The sequence below is a fragment of the Enterovibrio nigricans DSM 22720 genome (assembly GCF_900167155.1).
GTDB lineage: Bacteria > Pseudomonadota > Gammaproteobacteria > Enterobacterales > Vibrionaceae > Enterovibrio > Enterovibrio nigricans.
In genome coordinates, this window is sequence record NZ_FUXU01000016.1 from 37,269 (window position 1) to 52,924 (window position 15,656).

Annotated in this window: 20 protein-coding genes; 10 read left to right on the forward strand and 10 right to left on the reverse strand. The window is 48.4% G+C overall.

Features of this window, described 5'->3' with window-relative positions; genetic code table 11:
* Positions 1-9: 9 nt before the first annotated feature.
* The 3 genes from rpoZ to B5D35_RS08300 all read right to left on the reverse strand — a co-directional run bounded on the left by rpoZ (position 10) and on the right by B5D35_RS08300 (position 2,049).
* A complete protein-coding gene (rpoZ, locus tag B5D35_RS08290; protein WP_067412613.1) occupies positions 10-285 on the reverse strand; it encodes a DNA-directed RNA polymerase subunit omega in 276 nt (91 codons plus the stop codon).
* Positions 286-388: 103 nt separating this feature from the next.
* Entirely contained in the window at positions 389-1,012 is a 624-nt protein-coding gene (gene gmk / locus B5D35_RS08295; protein ID WP_078752116.1) for a guanylate kinase, read from the reverse strand.
* Between the two features lie 173 nt (positions 1,013-1,185).
* Positions 1,186-2,049, reverse strand: a complete 864-nt coding sequence (locus tag B5D35_RS08300) for a YicC/YloC family endoribonuclease (RefSeq protein WP_078752117.1) — start codon at positions 2,047-2,049, stop codon at positions 1,186-1,188.
* Positions 2,050-2,241: 192 nt separating this feature from the next.
* Here B5D35_RS08300 and rph point away from each other — a divergent pair, with 192 nt between their 5' ends.
* The 3 genes from rph (at position 2,242) to B5D35_RS08315 (ending at position 4,298) form a co-directional block, all read left to right on the forward strand.
* Positions 2,242-2,958 (forward strand): ribonuclease PH, encoded by a 717-nt coding sequence (gene rph, locus B5D35_RS08305; RefSeq protein ID WP_078752118.1) that lies wholly within the window; start codon positions 2,242-2,244, stop codon positions 2,956-2,958.
* A 127-nt stretch (positions 2,959-3,085) separates the two neighbouring features.
* The gene (gene pyrE, locus B5D35_RS08310; protein WP_078752119.1) at positions 3,086-3,727 is read left to right on the forward strand and encodes an orotate phosphoribosyltransferase; all 642 of its coding nucleotides are present in this window, start codon (positions 3,086-3,088) and stop codon (positions 3,725-3,727) included.
* 319 nt (positions 3,728-4,046) lie between these two features.
* Positions 4,047-4,298 carry a hypothetical protein gene (locus tag B5D35_RS08315; protein WP_139367734.1) on the forward strand — a complete coding sequence of 84 codons (252 nt, stop codon included), beginning with the start codon at positions 4,047-4,049 and terminating at the stop codon, positions 4,296-4,298.
* A 101-nt stretch (positions 4,299-4,399) separates the two neighbouring features.
* On the opposite strand, the gene slmA is transcribed toward B5D35_RS08315, so the two are convergent.
* From slmA to coaBC, 3 genes are all read right to left on the reverse strand, one after another.
* Complete coding sequence (slmA, locus tag B5D35_RS08320; protein WP_078752121.1) at positions 4,400-4,990, reverse strand: nucleoid occlusion factor SlmA; 591 nt, start codon at positions 4,988-4,990, stop codon at positions 4,400-4,402.
* Between the two features lie 186 nt (positions 4,991-5,176).
* On the reverse strand, positions 5,177-5,632 hold the full coding sequence (gene dut, locus B5D35_RS08325; protein ID WP_078752122.1) for a dUTP diphosphatase: 456 nt from the start codon (positions 5,630-5,632) through the stop codon (positions 5,177-5,179).
* A gap of 15 nt (positions 5,633-5,647) precedes the next feature.
* Positions 5,648-6,877: a bifunctional phosphopantothenoylcysteine decarboxylase/phosphopantothenate--cysteine ligase CoaBC gene (gene coaBC / locus B5D35_RS08330; protein ID WP_078752123.1), complete on the reverse strand. Its 1,230-nt coding sequence runs from the start codon at positions 6,875-6,877 to the stop codon at positions 5,648-5,650.
* A 223-nt stretch (positions 6,878-7,100) separates the two neighbouring features.
* Here coaBC and radC point away from each other — a divergent pair, with 223 nt between their 5' ends.
* The 5 genes from radC (at position 7,101) to mutM (ending at position 9,865) form a co-directional block, all read left to right on the forward strand.
* The gene (radC, locus tag B5D35_RS08335) at positions 7,101-7,775 is read left to right on the forward strand and encodes a RadC family protein (protein WP_078752124.1); all 675 of its coding nucleotides are present in this window, start codon (positions 7,101-7,103) and stop codon (positions 7,773-7,775) included.
* 186 nt (positions 7,776-7,961) lie between these two features.
* Complete coding sequence (rpmB, locus tag B5D35_RS08340; protein ID WP_078752150.1) at positions 7,962-8,198, forward strand: 50S ribosomal protein L28; 237 nt, start codon at positions 7,962-7,964, stop codon at positions 8,196-8,198.
* A 13-nt stretch (positions 8,199-8,211) separates the two neighbouring features.
* Complete coding sequence (gene rpmG / locus B5D35_RS08345; protein ID WP_005371942.1) at positions 8,212-8,379, forward strand: 50S ribosomal protein L33; 168 nt, start codon at positions 8,212-8,214, stop codon at positions 8,377-8,379.
* A gap of 165 nt (positions 8,380-8,544) precedes the next feature.
* Positions 8,545-9,051, forward strand: a complete 507-nt coding sequence (locus tag B5D35_RS08350; protein ID WP_078752125.1) for a hypothetical protein — start codon at positions 8,545-8,547, stop codon at positions 9,049-9,051.
* Positions 9,052-9,055: 4 nt separating this feature from the next.
* The gene (gene mutM / locus B5D35_RS08355; RefSeq protein WP_078752126.1) at positions 9,056-9,865 is read left to right on the forward strand and encodes a bifunctional DNA-formamidopyrimidine glycosylase/DNA-(apurinic or apyrimidinic site) lyase; all 810 of its coding nucleotides are present in this window, start codon (positions 9,056-9,058) and stop codon (positions 9,863-9,865) included.
* 43 nt (positions 9,866-9,908) lie between these two features.
* Here the strand turns inward: mutM and coaD are convergent, their stop codons facing one another.
* Positions 9,909-10,403: a pantetheine-phosphate adenylyltransferase gene (gene coaD, locus B5D35_RS08360; protein WP_170915154.1), complete on the reverse strand. Its 495-nt coding sequence runs from the start codon at positions 10,401-10,403 to the stop codon at positions 9,909-9,911.
* A 194-nt stretch (positions 10,404-10,597) separates the two neighbouring features.
* Between coaD and B5D35_RS08365 the strand changes: the two genes are divergently transcribed.
* Entirely contained in the window at positions 10,598-11,635 is a 1,038-nt protein-coding gene (locus B5D35_RS08365; protein WP_078752127.1) for a glycosyltransferase family 9 protein, read from the forward strand.
* Positions 11,636-11,653: 18 nt separating this feature from the next.
* Here B5D35_RS08365 and B5D35_RS08370 read toward each other — a convergent pair whose 3' ends face one another.
* Positions 11,654-12,439, reverse strand: coding sequence for a glycosyltransferase family 2 protein (locus tag B5D35_RS08370; protein ID WP_078752128.1), 786 nt, complete (start codon positions 12,437-12,439; stop codon positions 11,654-11,656).
* Entirely contained in the window at positions 12,436-13,491 is a 1,056-nt protein-coding gene (locus B5D35_RS08375; RefSeq protein ID WP_078752129.1) for a glycosyltransferase family 9 protein, read from the reverse strand. The genes B5D35_RS08370 and B5D35_RS08375 overlap by 4 nt, the downstream gene beginning before the upstream one ends.
* Before the next feature lie 117 nt (positions 13,492-13,608).
* On the opposite strand from B5D35_RS08375, the gene B5D35_RS08380 reads away from it, so the two are divergent.
* Positions 13,609-14,310 carry a 3-deoxy-D-manno-octulosonic acid kinase gene (locus B5D35_RS08380; RefSeq protein WP_078752153.1) on the forward strand — a complete coding sequence of 234 codons (702 nt, stop codon included), beginning with the start codon at positions 13,609-13,611 and terminating at the stop codon, positions 14,308-14,310.
* An 8-nt stretch (positions 14,311-14,318) separates the two neighbouring features.
* Here the strand turns inward: B5D35_RS08380 and waaA are convergent, their stop codons facing one another.
* Complete coding sequence (waaA, locus tag B5D35_RS08385) at positions 14,319-15,581, reverse strand: lipid IV(A) 3-deoxy-D-manno-octulosonic acid transferase (protein ID WP_078752130.1); 1,263 nt, start codon at positions 15,579-15,581, stop codon at positions 14,319-14,321.
* Positions 15,582-15,656: the final 75 nt, after the last annotated feature.

Genomic DNA, 15,656 nt, shown 5'->3' on the forward strand with positions numbered 1-15,656 from the left:
TGAGGTTAATTAGCGAAGAGAGCCTGTGATGGTGCTTACAGCAGCCATTTCAGCAGCTTCTTGCTCTTGCTGCTCTTGACGCGCACGTGCATCCAGAATTTCTTTGGTGATCAGGCCTTCTTCGATTTCACGAAGAGCGATAACAGTTTGCTTATCGTTCTCTTCTTGAACCAGTGCGTCTTTACCACCAGTTTGCATTTGGCGTGCGCGACGAGCTGCTACCAATACTAGATCGAAACGGTTGCCAATTTTTTCAACAGCGTCTTGAACGGTTACGCGTGCCATGAAGAAACTCCAGTAAGTGTAATAAAGTCAAAATGACCGAAAATTATACAAAAGCGATTGGATCTTAACAACCAACAAGTGGTTGATGGCGCAAGTTTCGTAATTATTGCGCCAGCAGTCTGTCCAGCATATCGTGATATTTGCTGGCTTGCTTGTCTTGTTTCATTCGCTCGGCGCGAAGGATGGCTTTTATGTCCATCAGTGCCACATCGAAATCGTCGTTCACGATAACGTAGTCGTACTCGTTATAGTGAGAAATTTCAGAAACGGCTTCTTCCATACGTTTTGCGATGATCTCATCAGAGTCCTGACCGCGCGCATTTAAACGACGCTCCAGTTCTTCGCGGCTTGGTGGAAGAATAAAAATGCTTTTTGCTTTTGGCATTTTCTTACGGATTTGCTGGGCACCTTGCCAGTCAATATCCAAGAAAATGTCGACGCCTTTTGCCAGCATTTCTTCAATCCAAAGACGAGAAGTCCCGTAGAAGTTACCGAAAACTTCTGCATGTTCCAAAAACGCATCTTTCTCGATCAGGGCTTTAAATTCGTCAACTGACACGAAATGGTAGTGAACGCCGTTCTCTTCACCTGGGCGAGTTGCTCGTGTGGTGTGAGAAACAGACACTTTCATGTCATAACGAGGGTTGTCTTTTAACAGTGCCGAAATCAAGCTGGATTTACCGGCACCGCTAGGCGCTGAAACGATGTAAAGCGTACCTTGGCTCATGGTCTAGATCACTGTGAGGTTAAAGGGCGCGCAGAGTACCACGGACCGCTTAAAAATTGAATTACCATTTAGGATAACCTAATACCCGTTGTATTGGGTATAAGTCGGGTATAAATCCTTAGGAACAAAAAGCCCGACACAGTGGCCGGGCTTTTAAATGTGTGACTGGGTGATTATTCGATGTTCTGGATTTGCTCGCGCATTTGCTCGATAAGCACTTTCAGTTCAACGCCTGAGGCGGTGATGTCAGTGCTGATCGATTTCGATGCCAAGGTGTTCGACTCACGGTTGAACTCTTGCATCATGAAATCCAGACGGCGGCCACAAGCGCCACCTTTGGCAATGATTTTCTTGGTTTCGGTGACGTGAGAGTCCAAGCGATCCAGTTCTTCTGCCACATCTGATTTTTGTGCCAACAGAATGATTTCTTGTTCAACGCGGTTGGCATCTAATTCCAGCTTGGCTTCTTCTAGCTTGGTGATCAGGCGCTCACGTTGCCATTGCAGAATTTCTGGCATGCGTGTGCGTACTTTTACTGTTTCTGCAGCAATCGCATCCAAACGCGTTTCAATCAACACTTTCATGTTGTTGCCTTCACTTGCACGTGCGGCAATGAAGTCTTTAACGGCTTCATCAAAGCCTTCAAGCAGGGCTTTGTTGATGGTATCCATGTCTTGCTCTGGTGTTTCCATCACACCTGGCCACTGCAGCACTTGGAATGGACCAATGTTGCCTTCGCCGGATATTTCTTTGATCCACTTTGCAGCGTGAATCACTTGTTTCGCCAACTCTTCGTTGATTTTCAATTCAGTGTTGTTCGAAGGGTTGGCTTCAAAGCGCAAGTTACATTCGACTTTACCGCGTGCAAGACGCTGGCGGAAACGCTCACGAATGATAGGTTCAAGGCCACGGAACTGCTCTGGCATACGAATATAGGTTTCGAGATAGCGTTGGTTTACCGAGCGGATTTCCCATACTGCGGTTCCCCATAGGCCCTTGATTTCCCGGCGGGCGTAGGCAGTCATACTGTGGATCATTGATGTGCACTCTTTAAATTAAGTTGTATTGATTATACGCAGTTGCTGCCGTGTGTGTAGTCTCCTCATAGAAGGGCGTGAGAAAAAGAACACTGATCGCGGTAAGTATTAGCACGATAAGGTTGAAATCGTTATAATCGCCGGTTAGCGAAAATCAGCAGTGTTTAAACAATTACAACAGGTGGAACCCCTATGCGCCCAAGCGGAAGAGAAGTAGGTCAAATTCGTCCGGTCACCCTGACTCGTCATTTTACTGCCCATGCAGAAGGCTCTGTGCTGGTGGCGTTTGGTGACACCAAGGTTATTTGTACCGCGACAGTAGAAGAAGGTGTGCCTCGCTTCCTGAAAGGTAAAGGCCAAGGTTGGATCACTGCTGAATATGGCATGTTGCCACGTGCGACCCATACCCGTAACCGTCGTGAAGCGGCGAACGGTAAGCAAGGCGGTCGCACCATGGAAATCCAACGTCTGATTGCTCGCAGTCTTCGCGCAGCGGTTAACCTCGACAAACTGGGCGACTTCACCATCACCGTTGACTGTGACGTTATCCAGGCTGACGGCGGTACACGTACGGCTTCTATTACGGGAGCAAGCGTGGCAATGGCCGATGCACTGAATAAATTGGTTGCTGACGGTAAGCTGAAAGAAAACCCGATGAAAGGTCACGTAGCTGCTGTGTCTGTAGGTATTTTCGAAGGCACGCCGATTTGCGATCTGGAGTATGTAGAAGACTCGCAAGCAGAGACTGACATGAACGTTGTCATGTTGGAAGATGGCCGCATGATTGAGGTGCAAGGCACGGCAGAAGGTGAACCGTTCACCGCCGATGAACTCAATGCCATGTTGTCTTTGGCAACGAAGGGCATTCAGGACATCGTTGCTATTCAGAAAGCATCGTTAATTGATTGATAAGAGAGCGGCTTCTATTGAAGCCGCTTTTTTTTGACGTGTTATTTGTTGAGGCAGTTTTTATGACAAAAATTGTCTCTGGCTATTCCGGCATGTAAGCCGATTTGTAATATCGACAGGAGAGAAAATGAAAGCGTATCAGCGTCAATTCATCGAGTTCGCATTGGAAAAACAAGTATTAAAATTCGGTGAGTTTACTTTGAAGTCTGGCCGTCAGAGTCCTTACTTCTTCAATGCTGGTCTTTTCAATACGGGGCGTGATTTAGCGCGTCTTGGCCGTTTTTATGCAGAAGCACTGGTTGATGCAAAGATTGAGTACGATTTGTTGTTCGGTCCTGCGTACAAAGGCATTCCAATTGCGACGACCACCGCGGTAGCGCTGGCTGAGCATCATGACGTTGACACGCCGTACTGCTTCAATCGCAAAGAAGCTAAAGATCACGGTGAGGGTGGAAACCTGGTAGGTAGCGCATTGGAAGGCCGTGTGATGTTGGTGGATGACGTGATCACTGCAGGGACTGCTATTCGCGAATCTATGGAAATCATCCAAGCGAACGGTGCGGATCTGGCTGGCGTATTGGTCGCGATTGACCGTCAAGAGCGTGGCAAAGGTGAGTTGTCTGCGATTCAAGAAGTTGAGCGTGATTTTGGCTGCAAAGTGGTGTCGATCATCAGTCTTGGCGATCTCGTGACCTATTTGGAAGAGCAGGGCACAAACTCTGCGCATCTGGATGCGGTGAAAGCGTACCGTGCGGAGTACGGCATCTAATTGCCAATATACAACTTGATAAGAGCCCGCCATGATTGGCGGGCTTTTTTGTTTGTCTAGGCGATACCATTGATTTTTCTTCTCTGATGATGTGCGTTTCCTGATTGAACTCCCTCTAATAATTCACGGCGTGAATCACTTTTCATTTGGGTAATGGAAAGGTTGTTGCATATGGGTGTGTGATTAATGCACGAATTGTTCAGTATTTGTTCAGTATTTGTTCAGTGGCGATGGGTATTATGAATTCAACGAAACGGCATGAGTGAACAACGAAGCATTCTTGCCAAACCCTACACACTGTTACGTCGGAGAAGAAACTATGAAAAAAGTAATGATGGCGACACTGGTGACTTTCGGTTTGTTTACTGCAGGAGCGCAGGCAGGGTATACATTGGATGAGACGCGAGCTTGTGCAACTTCAAACCAGTTTCAAAACTGTGTGATTCAGTTAAGTGAGAAAAAGGCTTCTCCTGCGCTAACTGACATGGACACTGCTTACACAAAAGATGAAGTTCGTGCCTGCGGTACAGCGAATGACTTCCATGTTTGCGCGGATCAATTAAACGCGTAATGTCACGGGAAAACTGGGGATTGGATGCGATGCCCGATAAAAAGTCAGGCATATTGAAAAAGGCTGCACATTGCAGCCTTTTTAGTGCCAGTAGTGGGTGCTTAGTCCAACTGTGCGCTCAACAATTGCCAGTATTGGTCAAATTCCGCAGTCGGCGGATATTTGAAGCTGGAGCGAACAAAGCGATTTAAGCTGCCTTCTACCTGACCCAGCAATTGCGCGGCAAGAATGGTTTCCTCAACCGGGAAGCCTTTTCCTTCACGCAGACGACGCTCACGCAATACCTGACGCAACTGGCTTTCGATTTTTTCGAATAGCTGATTGATGCGACCTTGCAGTCGGTCTTGTTCAAACATCAGGGCATGACCAGTCATGATGCGGGTCAAGCCAGGGTTGCGCTCTCCGAATACCAACAGAAGTTGAAGGATCAGGCGCAGACGTGTCAGTGTGTCTTTCTCTTCATTCTGAATACGGTTAATACGTGTGATGAGTGACTCTTCGATAAATTCGATCAAGCCTTCAAACATACGCGCTTTACTCGGAAAGTGACGGTAAAGCGCGGCTTCAGATACCCCTACCTGCGCGGCAAGCTTTGCCGTAGTGATGCGTTGACTGCCCTGATTGGACTCTAGCATTTGAGCAAGAGCCTGAAGGATTTCTTCGCGGCGGTTCTGCTTTTTTTGGCCAGCCATGAATAGATGGTTCCTTTGTTGTATTAGCTAATGTCGGCTGAAGAGGCGCTATCTTAACGGTGCTCCCTCTGTATTAAAAGGATAATGCACCTTCCCCGTCAAAGAAGCCTACTGGAATTTTCTAAATCGTGAATAGCGCAAGAAAAACGCCACTATTTAGCGGCGTTTTCGAGACGTTTACAGTGATTATTTTGTACCTGAGTGTCCAAAACCACCAGCACCACGATCGGTGGCATCGAAATCTTCGACAATATTGAACTCGGCTTGGATCACTGGTACGAATACCAATTGCGCGATGCGCTCGCCTGGCTCAACAACAAAGGTTGTTTGCCCGCGGTTCCAACAAGACACCATCAATTGACCCTGGTAGTCAGAGTCAATCAGACCCACAAGGTTACCAAGGACGATACCGTGCTTGTGGCCGAGACCTGAGCGAGGAAGAATCGTCGCCGCCATGGATGGATCCGCTATGTGGATTGCCATGCCTGTTGGAATTAGGTGCGTTTGGCCAGGTTCAATGGTCAGTGCCTCGTCCAGACATGCCCGCAAGTCCAGTCCCGCAGAACCTTCGGTTGCATACGCAGGAAGTGGGAATTCGTTACCTACACGTGGGTCGAGGATTTTCAGGTCGATTTTTTTCATGACGTTTCCACTGAGTTATTTTTTCTTGGCGTTATATAACGCGGTAATTTCGCTGACGAGTTGGCTACCGAGCTCGGTTTTGTCCGCTTGGGCTAGCACTTTGTTTCCGTCTGGCCAGTAGAGATGCAGAGCATTCTGATCGCTGTTAAAGCCTAAGCCTTCAACGGATACGTCGTTTGCGCAGATAAGGTCGAGGTTTTTCTTCGCAAGTTTGGTGCGTGCGTAGTGTTCCACATCCTGGGTTTCCGCCGCAAATCCGACGGTGAACGGGCGATCGGCGTTCATCGCGGCGACGGAGGCGACGATATCCGGATTCTTGACCAAACTGATGGTCATTTCGTCCTGACCGTCCTGTTTCTTCATTTTCTGGTCGGCCACTGATGCAGGCTTGAAGTCTGCTACCGCAGCACAAGCGATAAAGATTTGGTGCGTATTGGCTTTTGCCTGAACAGCGTTATACATGTCCTCGGCGCTTTGCACGTCAATACGGGTGACATTGTGAGGTGTTGGCAAGCTAACTGGGCCGCTTATCAGTGTGACGTTGGCGCCGCGTTTGGCCGCTGCTTCGGCAATCGCATACCCCATTTTACCTGAGCTGTGGTTTGACAGATAACGCACTGGATCAATGGCTTCGCGAGTTGGACCCGCAGTAATCAGAAAAGAAGTGCCTTCTAAGTCGCCTTCTGCGAAATGGTTTTCCACCTTAGCCACCAGTTGAAGTGGCTCCAGCATGCGGCCGGGACCGACATCACCACAGGCTTGCTCGCCACTTGCAGGTCCCCAAATTGGGTAGCCACGGCGCTTCAGCGTCGCTAAGTTTTCTTGAGTTGCGATGGCGCGATACATCTGCTGGTTCATTGCTGGTGCCACTGCGATTGGCGCTTCTGTCGCCAGGCAAAGGGTGCTCAGCAAATCATTCCCCATGCCGACAGTAACGCGAGCAATGAGATCGGCCGTTGCTGGTGCAAGCAGCACCAAATCTGCCCACTTTGCGATTTCGATGTGTCCCATCGAGGCTTCGGCTGCGGGGTCGAGCAAGCTGTCCGCGACAGGATGACCGGACACCGCCTGCATTGTTAGCGGGGTAATAAATTCTTTTGCCGCAGTTGTCATGACCACACGCACATCTGCGCCGCGCTCAATCAATCGACGGGTAAGATCGGCACACTTATAAGCGGCAATGCCACCACTGATGCCCAATACAATGCGCTTTCCTGCGAGTGTCTGAGTAAATTTCTGAACCATAACCAAATCAACCAATGAGGTAATGGAAGGAAAGATAACACAAAATATTCGCTGATCACGCCTTGGTCGCTGCTGAATGTGAAAGCGGAGGTATCCCAAAGTGATATGTAACAAAGAAGCTTCTCAAAAGTTGAGGGCTTCGGGGTTCCCCAAGCTTTTGCGACCTGAATTTGAACCCATACCCGTAAAAAGGAAGGATGGCGTTTTTCCGTGGGTTAGGCCGATGTCATTAAAACAGCTTCCTGAGCAAAGTCGACCAAGAGAAAAATTGCTGGCCCGAGGCGCAGAGTCATTATCTGACGCTGAACTGTTGGCGATATTTTTACGAACCGGTGTTTCAGGCATGAATGCGATTGAGCTTGCAGGCTATCTTTTAGCGGATTTTGGCTCGTTAAGGGGGTTGATGCAGGCAAATCAGCAGCAATTTTGCGAAAGGAAGGGACTCGGTGCCGCCAAGTATGCACAACTTCAGGCTGTGCTGGAGTTGAGTAAACGCCACTTGAGTGAAGTGATGGCAAAAGAAAATGCGTTGACCAGCCCATCCCACACGGCACGTTATTTATCTGCGCGGTTACGAGATAGACCAAGGGAAGCGTTCCTCGTTCTTTTCTTAGATAACCAAAATCGGCCCATTGCAGATGAGATCCTGTTTGAAGGAACTATTAACGCCGCAGGCGTGTATCCGAGAAAAGTTGTTAGACGTGCGTTGGAAATGCATGCAAATGCGGTTATTTTGGCGCATAATCACCCATCAGGTATTGCAGAACCGAGTCCTGCCGATAGGCATATCACATCACGTATTGCAGATGCATTGTCCTTGGTCGATATCCGGCTGCTTGATCACATGGTGATAGGGGATGGAGAAACTGTCTCCTTCGCTGAACGTGGCTGGATATAAGCGTTTCAAAGAAAACTTGCTAAAAAACGATCAAAAAATGGCAAAAGGATCTGCTCGGGACTTGAGCAATGCAATTACAGTTAGTATAATGCGCCACCTTTGATAGCCTTGACCTAGAGCCTGACCTTGTTTGCAGGACTGGTGGGCAAGGTTGATATCGAGCTGAAACGATTTGGAGAGACATTCATGTCACGAGTATGCCAAGTAACTGGCAAGCGTCCTGTAACGGGTAATAACCGTTCTCACGCACGTAACGCCACCAAGCGTCGTTTTCTGCCGAACCTGCAAACTCATCGTTTCTGGGTAGAAAGCGAAAACCGCTTCGTTAAACTGCGTCTTACCCCTAAAGGTATGCGCATTATCGATAAGAAAGGCATTGATTCTGTTCTTACAGAAATGCGTGCCCGTGGTGAGAACGTTTAAGAGGATTTAAAGAATGGCTAAAGGCATTCGTGAGAAGATCCGTCTAGTATCATCTGCTGGTACAGGCCACTTCTACACTACTGACAAAAACAAGCGTAATATGCCGGGCAAATTTGAGATCAAGAAATTTGATCCAGTTGTTCGTCAACACGTTTTGTACAAAGAAGCAAAAATCAAGTAATTGGTTTTTCACTTCTTATAAAGAACCCGGCTTTGGCTGGGTTTTTTTATACCTAAAATTCGTGGATACGGTATAAAACACCAAATCTAGGAAATATCGAAAAGCTATAAATCAGCGACTTCCGGATATAAACTGAACGTATTGTTACTGTTTTGGGGCTCAAAGATGGCACTACCTTCCCGTCGCGCGTTTAACAACTTCCTTATCATTGGTATTTTGGTGTTCATTGCCCTGATAAATCTGCCTACGTATCTACGTAGCAAAGTGGCGGAGTTTGATGCCGCGCAACAGTCCCAGCAAGTCGTCCCTGATGGTGTGATCGCTCTGATGCCTCACGATTTATCAGTGAAAGCGCTTCAATTCCCCGATTTTACGCTAACGAAAGGCTCCCCGTGGCAAACCGACATTGCTTTAAACATTTCTCCCACTGAATTGGCGGGTCGTTGGATGAACTTATCGGGCACAGAAATCGATAAAGCAATGTATGACAAACTTAAACCCAGCTTGCTGTCGCCGTCTACGCTGGTTGTCGATTTAGGACAAGACGTTGAGCCACTGAGACTGACCTATTTCCAACTCCCCCAGTTTTGGTTGATTCAAAATGCGGAAAATCGTTGGCTTGCAGTATCTGTTGAGCCACACTACTTGTTCCCATTCGCGAATCAGAATTGATCCCATGCCAGAATTACCGGAAGTTGAAGTCAGCCGTATGGGGATTAAACCGCATGCGGAAGGACAAGTAGTCTCGAAGTTAGACATCAGGCAGCCACAATTGCGATGGCGCATTCCTGATGCACTTTACGATATAGAAGGGCAGGTGATTCGTGCGGTAAAACGCAGGGCGAAATACCTGATACTCGAAACTGACATTGGCTATGCGCTGGTCCACCTTGGCATGTCGGGCAGTTTACGAGTGTTGCCCGTGGGGTCGCCACCAGGCAAGCATGATCATGTGGATCTGCATTTGGCCACTGGCGTGATGATCCGATATAACGATCCGAGGCGTTTTGGTGCTTGGTTGTGGCAACCGAATGATAGTGATCATCCTGCACTGGAAAAATTAGGTCCTGAGCCTTTGACTGACGATTTCACTGGTGATCTCCTGTTTGACAGAAGCCGTGGTAAACGAACTGCTATCAAACAATTCATTATGGATAATGCTGTGGTAGTGGGGGTCGGAAATATCTACGCCAGTGAATCTCTATTTATGTCGCGTATCCATCCGAAAAGACAGGCGGGACAGCTAACACTAGATGAAGCCAATGTGCTGGTGGCAGACATTAAAGACGTGCTTGCGACCGCCATCAAACAAGGTGGTACCACGCTAAAGGATTTCACCCAAACAGATGGCAAACCGGGGTATTTTGCTCAAGAACTTCTGGTTTATGGAAAGCAGGGACAGCCTTGCTCTGTATGCAGTACTGAGATTGAGAGTGCTAAAATCGGGCAACGAAATACGTTTTTTTGTTCAAACTGCCAAAAATAAAAAAAGCCTGCGAATGCGGGCTTTTTTATAACGCTATATTGGCTTACTTGTTCAAACGTTCTTTAAGCGCCGCGAGCACGGTTGGATGCACGAAACCGCTGGTGTCACCACCATGCAAAGCCACTTCTTTCACAAGGGTTGATGAGATAAACGAGTTTTCTTCTGACGGGGTCAGAAAGACGCTTTCAAGCTCTGGCATCAAACGGCGATTCATGTTCGCCAGTTGAAACTCGTACTCAAAGTCAGACACAGCACGCAGGCCTCGAACCAGAATATTCGCATCATATTTTTTCGCAAAGTCGACAAGCAGGCCTGAGAAGCCCACGACGCTCACGTTATCCAGATGTGCGGTTACTTCTTTCGCCAGTGCAACACGTTCTTTTAATTCGAATAGCGGCTTTTTACTCGGGCTGGCAGCAATACCGACAACCACTTCATCAAACATGGATGCAGCACGCTCCACCAAATCAACGTGGCCGTTGGTGATTGGATCGAAAGTGCCCGGATAAATCACTCGGGTCAGTGCTTTTTTATTCACAGTGATGTCCTGCCATAGTTTTATCTCGCGACATGCTACCAAAAACTTGTCGAAAATGGTCTATTCTTACTGTTGGATACATTGAAAAAAGCTACCCATCTGACATTTATTCTTCTGAGTCCCTAGTCAGAGGCTTAGCACTTGTATCATCATCCGGTATGATCGGCATCAAGAACCGTAAACGGGTACACAGAATGAAAAAAATCCTTGTCATTAGAAACGACAAAATTGGCGACTTTATGCTGGCATGGCCGGCATTTGCTATGTTGAAACAATCCATGCCGGAGGCTGAGATCACCGCGTTGGTGCCGTCTTATACGAAAGCATTGGCAGGGCTTTGTCCGTCTATTGATAAGGTGTTGGTAGATTGTGGAAAAGATGCGGGTAGTCTGGGGAAAAAGGCGTTGATCCAAACGATCAAGGCGGCGCAGTTTGATGCCTCGATCTGCCTTTTCTCTGACAGCTATAACGCCAAGCTGGTATGGCGATCATCGATTCCGTTCCGACTGGCTCCGGCCACCAAAATTTCCCAGTTTCTGTATAACTGCCGAGTGAAGCAGCGTCGCTCACAATCAGCCAAGCCAGAATTTGAATACAATCTGGACTTAGTGCGGGTGTTCTTGGAAAAGTTTGCAACGTCAGTTTCAGAGCCCTGCGCCCCTTATTTGGTGTTCAGTGAGGATGATTTGTCGACGCAAAAATCCAAATTGGTACAGGCATTGTCCCTGCGTTCTGATTTGCCATGGCTGTATGTCCATGCGGGCAGCGGCGGTTCGGCGAATAACCTTTCATTGGCTCAATATGCAGACTTGGTGTCGGGCATCGTTGCAGAAAATGCGATGGAAGTGGTGTTGACTGCTGGACCGGGTGAGGAGGTAAAAGCGGCAGAACTTCAGACTCTATTGGGTAAGAAGCATGTCTCTTCCGTGGTTTATGACAAAAATGACGGTTTGCAGGATTTTACTCGTTCTATTGCGTGTGCGGATGCGTTTATCGCGGGTTCGACAGGGCCGCTGCATATCGCGGCAACGGTGGATGTCCCGACCGTGGGGTTTTTCCCAGCAAAACGCAGTGCAACACCGCTTCGCTGGCAGCCGATTAACAGTGAAGGCAAGCACCTTGCCTTTGCCCCACCTAAGGACAAAGACAAGGACGTGGCGGCAGACATGTCGAAGATAAATATCGACGCCATTTTGCCGGACGTGAATGCGTTTTTAGCACGTGTTGTTTAGTCGAGTAATGAGACTAAACTAGTCTTTCATTGCGCGGCTGTCGTTATCACGAATCCAAAGATCAGCGTATTTCACAAAGGTGGAGTGCGCTGATAATACCGCAATTAAAAAGCCTTGTTTACCATCGAGGAAGCCGCGCTTTAATATGTACATCTTCAAAAAGCAGCCCAGAGCGTGGGTGATCCCTTGGCTGATGCTGCTTTTCTTTCCTCGTGCCTGACGTCCATCCGCCCATGATTTGGCATAAAACGCTGATTTCACCAGATACTGATGAAGGTCCCGGTAGGAGTAGTGCAACATGTCCCCGTTGAGCGTCTGTTTTTTCACGCCGTTAGGTTCAATGATTTTTTCATGCACCAGCGCATCATTATATCCAGTCAGCTCACGCGGGTAGAGACGCACAATTTTGTCATACCAGCCCGAGTGCTTGAGGAAGCGACCGAATACCCAAGTGGTGCGGCGTAAGATGAACAAAGTGTCTTTCGGTGGATTTTGAAGCACTTCAATAATACTGCTTTTCAGCGCGTCAGTGATCACTTCGTCAGCATCAATGGCCAGCACCCAGTCTTTGGTTGCAAGGCTCTGAGCTAGCTGCTTTTGTTTCCCAAAGCCTGGCCATGTTGCGTTCACATGCACTTTTGCGCCAGACGCCTTGGCGATGGCTATTGTGTTGTCTGTGCTGCCTGAGTCCACCACCACAATTTCGTCAACCCAATCCAGCGAGGCCAAGCACTCTGGCAAGATCTGCTCTTCGTTCTTGGTGATGATGATGGCGCTAATCGTCGCACGCGGTGACTGACTCATTGGAGTTCCTCTTTTTCGGTGACTTCATCGAATCGCGCGATCACTGACTCGGTTGTAATGCGTTGCATGGCATGTTCGTCTTTTACACGGGTACGCCATGATACCTGCTCCACAGTTTTTCCAGTTTCAGCCTCTATGGCGTCGGCATAAGCACTGACCACATAGTGTCGCCAGTTATAAGGGCCAGTTCGAGCTGGGTTGTGGTGCGCGTAGAGACCAATCACCGGTGTGTTGACGGCATTGGCTAAATGCGCAGGGCCGCTGTCCGGGGCCAATACCAACGCCACTTCTTTTTCCAATGCCAGCAATTGCAGTAGGGTGGTTTTGCCAATCAGATTTTTCACCTGACGTGAAATTTGGTTTTCGATGGCATGACCTAAATCGATTTCGATTTGCCCTGGCCCACCCACCAAAATGATATCAAAACCTTTGTCGATGGCGTGCTCAATGACAGCGGCATACCCTTCAGCCGTCCAGTTTTTAAACGCCTTGCTGGCGGCGGGCGCCACGATAAGCGTTGGTTGGTCGCCCAGTTGTGCTTTTGCCCACACGGTGTCTTCCTCGCGAAGAGGCAATGTCCACGTGGGTTTTTGTTGCGTCAAACCCAGTGTTTCCGTGAAGGCCATAAAGCCATCCAATACATGCAATGATTGGGGCGATGGCACTTTCACGTTGGTGAAGTATTGTTGTAAATCACTGACGCGCGTCTTATCAAACCCGAGTTTGTACTTGGCCTTTATACCCAATGACAACAGGCTGGCACGAATGGCGGTCTGCATATGAAGCAAGGCATCGAAGCGTTTTCCATTGAGGGCTTTCCACACCGCTTGCATACCTTTAAATCCCGCTTTCTTATCGAAGGGGATGACGGTGATAGTTGGCAATAATGGTGTTAATAGCGCAGCCTCAGCCTTACCTGCAATCCAGGTAATATCGGTTTCTGGCCATTGTGTCTGGATTGCCTGAATGGCTGCTATCGCATTGCACACATCGCCAATAGCGGAAAGGCGAAGGACGCAAATGGATTGAGGTGGTGTGGAAAATAGGGCCATGATGCTGCTTTTGTGATTATCTTGGCTGAAATTATGCAGTTGCCGATCAGCAATGTAAAATGCAACGATCTTTCAGAACAAATTTCTGAGAGGATTTGAATGCAAAAAGGAGCACGCGTGGAGCGATTGGCTGATAACAATATCCGAATTTGGTTTGATGAAACGCTGTTAAAAGAAGATGCATCACGCTGTTTTGATGTGGAATTCTGGCAGCAAAAAGACGCGATATTGGGGTCTGCAACCGGACGTGGCACCACGTGGTTTGTGCAAACTGAAACTTTGCCCGCTGCGTTGCGCCACTACCGTCGCGGTGGGCTATTTGGCAAGCTAGTGGCTGACAGCTATTGGTTCTCGGGATGGGAAAATACCCGTTCAGCCCAAGAGTTCAATTTGTTGCATTACTTGATAGAACAAGGCATTTCTGTTCCTCGCCCTATAGCGGCGAGAGCTGTCCGTGATGGTTTGACATACCGTGCTGATCTTTTGGTCGAGAAAGTCGATGGCGCGAAAGATTTGGTTGATATCCTGACCCAATCATCTCTGTCTGCCGAAAAGTATCGTGAAATCGGTGTTTTGGTGAGAAAGCTTCACGATACGGGTGTGTGTCATACCGATTTGAATATTCACAATATCTTGCTGGATAACAACGGCACATTTTGGTTGATAGATTTCGACAAATGCGGCCGCCGCAGCGGGGATAGCTGGAAAGCAGCAAACTTGAGTCGTTTGCTGCGTTCGTTTAGAAAAGAGCAGGGTAAACGTGCCATCCAATGGCGGGAATCAGACTGGGCTGAACTTCTGAATGGCTACGACACTTAGCGTCTGGCTTAATTAATCCAAGGCGCAAGGGTGGCAAGCGTCGTTGCTAATGCGCCGCGATTACGCTCGACAACGGCGAGTGCGTTGTGTCCCATCATCTCGCGTTTTTCTTTGTTTGCCATTAAGGACATAATGTCTTCAGCTATCTCCTCGGGTGTTGCTTTTACTGAGCATGCACCGCTTTCGATAAGCTGCTCCGCAATCACCTGGAAATTAAAATAGCTTGGCCCCGTGATAAGCGGCATGCCCAGTGATGCGGGCTCTAACAGGTTATGCCCTCCCACCTTTTCACCAATCAGGCTACCCGCCATAAACGTAATATTAGAGACGGCAAAGAGTGTCATCATCTCGCCCATGGTATCACCCAGATAGACTTGGGTGTCAGCGGTGATAGTCTCGCACAGGCATCTACGCGCCAATGAGAGTTTGCTGCTTTTGACAATCTCCGCCACGCTACTGAATCGTTCTGGATGACGGGGTACCAAGATCATCAATGCATCGGGCTGGCTTTTCAGAATGCGGTGGTGCGCATCGAGTAATATGCCATCTTCATTTGGGTGCGTGCTCGCGGCAATCCACACCGGACGAGAACCGATCTGGCTTTTTAGTTCTGTCACATCTGGGCGATGGATATCGAATACTGGCAGATCAAACTTCACGGAGCCTGATACAGAAATTTTGTCTCTATCTACACCTAGGTCAACGAAACGGCGGGCATCATCCTCGAATTGACATAAAACATGGTCAATATTACGAGAAAGTGCGTTAAATAGCGGTTGAATACGTTGGTAGCCGCGCTGGGATTTCTCCGACAGTCGCGCATTCATGACGATGACGGGAATGCCGGCGGTATGGACAGCATGTAGCGTGTTCGGCCACAACTCGGTTTCCATAATAAGCATGATTTTAGGGTGGGTGTGCTTTAGAAAGCGATTGATGGCAAACCCGAAATCAATGGGCATGTAGCGATGTTCAATACCGTCGATTGTCGCCGCAATGGCTGCACCGGTCGCTGTCGTGGTGGTAACAAGGATGGGGAGAGCTGGATATTGCGCTTTCAACGCTGCGATAACGGGTTTTGCTGCGATAACTTCACCGACAGATACCGCATGTACCCAAATCGGTTTTTCGTGATGCTTCAAAGATGGCGTGCACCCAAAGTGCTCAACCCAGCGCTTACCGACTTTAGGTTTCCCGTCTTTGGCGCGATATAGCCCCAGCAACAGAAAAGGGGCAGCAAGGGCAAGTAACAGGGTGTAGAGAAAACGCACAACGCATCCTTTTAAAACGATTTTTGGCTAGTGTACAACAAAGGGCTAAAACGGGAGCCATTTTCGTTTTTATGC

Bases quoted from the DNA above. Each gene is read 5' to 3' on its own strand.
- rpoZ (WP_067412613.1), bottom strand. From the start codon at position 285: ATGGCACGCGTAACCGTTCAAGACGCTGTTGAAAAAATTGGCAACCGT.
- gmk (WP_078752116.1), bottom strand. From the start codon at position 1,012: ATGAGCCAAGGTACGCTTTACATCGTTTCAGCGCCTAGCGGTGCCGGT.
- B5D35_RS08300 (WP_078752117.1), bottom strand. From the start codon at position 2,049: ATGATCCACAGTATGACTGCCTACGCCCGCCGGGAAATCAAGGGCCTA.
- rph (WP_078752118.1), top strand. From the start codon at position 2,242: ATGCGCCCAAGCGGAAGAGAAGTAGGTCAAATTCGTCCGGTCACCCTG.
- pyrE (WP_078752119.1), top strand. From the start codon at position 3,086: ATGAAAGCGTATCAGCGTCAATTCATCGAGTTCGCATTGGAAAAACAA.
- B5D35_RS08315 (WP_139367734.1), top strand. From the start codon at position 4,047: ATGAAAAAAGTAATGATGGCGACACTGGTGACTTTCGGTTTGTTTACT.
- slmA (WP_078752121.1), bottom strand. From the start codon at position 4,990: ATGGCTGGCCAAAAAAAGCAGAACCGCCGCGAAGAAATCCTTCAGGCT.
- dut (WP_078752122.1), bottom strand. From the start codon at position 5,632: ATGAAAAAAATCGACCTGAAAATCCTCGACCCACGTGTAGGTAACGAA.
- coaBC (WP_078752123.1), bottom strand. From the start codon at position 6,877: ATGGTTCAGAAATTTACTCAGACACTCGCAGGAAAGCGCATTGTATTG.
- radC (WP_078752124.1), top strand. From the start codon at position 7,101: ATGTCATTAAAACAGCTTCCTGAGCAAAGTCGACCAAGAGAAAAATTG.
- rpmB (WP_078752150.1), top strand. From the start codon at position 7,962: ATGTCACGAGTATGCCAAGTAACTGGCAAGCGTCCTGTAACGGGTAAT.
- rpmG (WP_005371942.1), top strand. From the start codon at position 8,212: ATGGCTAAAGGCATTCGTGAGAAGATCCGTCTAGTATCATCTGCTGGT.
- B5D35_RS08350 (WP_078752125.1), top strand. From the start codon at position 8,545: ATGGCACTACCTTCCCGTCGCGCGTTTAACAACTTCCTTATCATTGGT.
- mutM (WP_078752126.1), top strand. From the start codon at position 9,056: ATGCCAGAATTACCGGAAGTTGAAGTCAGCCGTATGGGGATTAAACCG.
- B5D35_RS08365 (WP_078752127.1), top strand. From the start codon at position 10,598: ATGAAAAAAATCCTTGTCATTAGAAACGACAAAATTGGCGACTTTATG.
- B5D35_RS08370 (WP_078752128.1), bottom strand. From the start codon at position 12,439: ATGAGTCAGTCACCGCGTGCGACGATTAGCGCCATCATCATCACCAAG.
- B5D35_RS08375 (WP_078752129.1), bottom strand. From the start codon at position 13,491: ATGGCCCTATTTTCCACACCACCTCAATCCATTTGCGTCCTTCGCCTT.